We start from the raw sequence: 2,374 nt of genomic DNA, 5'->3' as shown, positions 1-2,374 counted from the left end.
CCAGTGGCTTCTGGACGGCCTTCTTCGCTCTGGTGGGTACCCACGGTCTGCACGTGTTCTTCGGTATCGTGTGGCTGGTGACCTTGTTGTTCCAGTTGAAAAAGCACGGCCTGATCCCGGAAAACAAGCGCCGGGTATTCTGCCTGTCCATGTTCTGGCACTTCCTGGACGTGGTTTGGGTTGGCGTGTTCACTTACGTTTATCTGATGGGAGTGCTGCCATGAGCGAGCATACACACGATCATGATCATCACGATGCGGAGATTCCCCACGTTTCCCTGAAGGAATACCTGACGGGTTTCGTGCTGGCGGTGATCCTGACGGTGATTCCGTTCTGGTTGGTGATGGGCGATGTATTCGAAAGCTCTACCACCACGGTGATGGTGATCCTGGGCTTTGCGCTGGTACAGATTGTGGTGCACATGGTGTTCTTCCTGCACATGAACTTCCATTCGGAAGGGGGCTGGAACATGCTGGCGCTGATTTTCACGCTGATTCTGGTATTCATCACACTCGCGGGTTCCCTGTGGGTGATGCATAACCTGAACGTGAACATGATGCCGGGGATGATGGAGGGGGCGTCTCTGCATGCCCCCTTGCATGCTCAGTCATGCTGACCCGAGGGCGCGGCCTGAAGCGCGCATCTGCTGCGCCTTGTCTCTAGGAAAGGGGACCACCCTGACCGTCGAGACAAGACACAACAGCTGCACACTTCCGACCACGCTGAGCAAGCAAGGGGCATGCAGAAACGCCCCGGTCGCAACACATAGCACACACTCATGCGTAGGGCAGAGATCGGCGTTGCCGGTCTCCGCCTTTCCCTCCCCGCCACGTTTGAAGAGGCATGACCATGGCTCGTCGGCGTATTTTCACTTTCCTGTTTCTGCTGTTGACCGCAGTCGCTTTCGTCGGTTTTGTGGCGTTGGGTGTCTGGCAGGTGAAGCGGCTGGCCTGGAAAGAAGATTTGATTGCGCGGGTGGATGCCCGGGTGCATGCCGAAGCGGTGATCGCTCCGTCGCAACCTGGCTGGCCCTCTGTCAGTGAAGACACCCATGAGTATCTCCATGTCAGTGTGAGCGGCCAGTATCGGCCCGGGGCCGTTGCGCTGGTTTCTGCGGCGACGCAAGCGGGGCAGGGCTATTGGGTGATGGCGCCGTTGCAACGGGCCGACGGCAGCTGGGTCTATGTGAACCAGGGGTTTGTGCCCCAGGAGAAACGGGGTGCGGCCCAGTCGGGCGAATATACGCCGGCAGAGCCAGTCACCGTCACCGGGCTGCTGCGCCTGAGCCATCCCGGTGGCGGTGTGTTCCGGGACAATGTGCCAGCGGAAAACCGCTGGTATTCCCGTGATGTGCAAGCCATGGCCGAGCGTCAGGGGCTGTCGCCGGTGGCGCCGTATTTCGTGGATGTGCAGGCCACAGTCAGTGAACTGCCGGTGGGCGGGCTTACCGTCATCCAGTTCCGCAATAACCACCTCGTCTATGCCATCACCTGGTTCGCCCTTGCCTTTGGCATGCTGTTGGCGGCCTGGCTGGTACTGCGGGATTCACGCCGAACGCGTTAGTGTAGGTCGCCGCTGATTGTGTGACTTATGTCGAGTGCATTTTTTCACCAATCAAGGCGCTTTTCTGCAGGCATAGTGGGTCTACGTCAAAGAAAAGCAACACTGAGTGGCGGAAAAAGGCGCCGTCATAAGTTGCATTATTAGTGGCGACCTACACTAAACTGGGGTTATGGAAACCATGTCGTCGTCCTCACCCTCCAAGGGCTCCTTGTCTGGGTCGCTGTTTTCTGCGCTGCGCCGCAGCAGCGATGACCTGACTGGCCGCAAGAACCTGCAGCTACTGATTCAGCTGCGCTGGATTGCCATGTTCGGCCAGTTCGCCACCATTCTGGTGGTCAACTACGGTTTTGGTATCAAGCTGCCTGTGTCACAAATGCTGGTGGTGTTGTTTGGCCTGCTGTTGCTCAACGCAGTCAGCGTGCTGCGCCTGAGACTGCCGAAGCCGATTGGTAATACCGAGCTGTTCCTGTCCCTGCTGATCGATGTGGCCACACTCACCATGCTGTTGGCGCTCAGTGGCGGTGCCTCCAATCCGTTCGTGTTCCTGTATCTGTTGCAGGTGATTCTGGGGGCGGTGTTGCTGGAGGTCTGGTCTACCTGGGTCATTCTGATTACCACCACCCTGTGTTTTGGTTGGCTGGCCTGGTACGGCCATCCGCTACCCATGCCACTGGATCACTCCGAGGGGCTGTTCAGTCTCTACATCGAAGGGATGATGATCTGCTTTGTGCTCAATGGTGGTTTGCTGGTGATCTTTATCAATCGCATTACCCGCAACCGCCGGCAACGCGATGAACACCTGGCGGAGTTG

3 protein-coding genes and 1 pseudogene are annotated in these 2,374 nt (G+C 57.8%); all 4 read left to right on the top strand.

The window, feature by feature from the left end; all coding sequences use genetic code 11:
• On the top strand, positions 1-224 hold a 224-nt coding region (locus tag A3754_RS23060), incomplete at its 5' end, for a cytochrome c oxidase subunit 3 (RefSeq protein ID WP_197468803.1).
• A complete protein-coding gene (cyoD, locus tag A3754_RS23055) occupies positions 221-616 on the top strand; it encodes a cytochrome o ubiquinol oxidase subunit IV (RefSeq protein WP_063521452.1) in 396 nt (131 codons plus the stop codon). The genes A3754_RS23060 and cyoD, both read left to right, overlap by 4 nt.
• 233 nt (positions 617-849) lie before the next feature.
• Complete coding sequence (locus A3754_RS23050) at positions 850-1,563, top strand: SURF1 family protein (protein WP_231880754.1); 714 nt, start codon at positions 850-852, stop codon at positions 1,561-1,563.
• A gap of 178 nt (positions 1,564-1,741) precedes the next feature.
• Positions 1,742-2,374, top strand: a pseudogene (locus A3754_RS23045) (sensor histidine kinase); the annotation flags it as partial.

It is taken from the genome of Alcanivorax sp. HI0083 (genome assembly GCF_001635175.1).
Note: the sequence above shows the minus strand (reverse complement) of the source record. Positions and strands in the feature narration are given on the sequence as shown.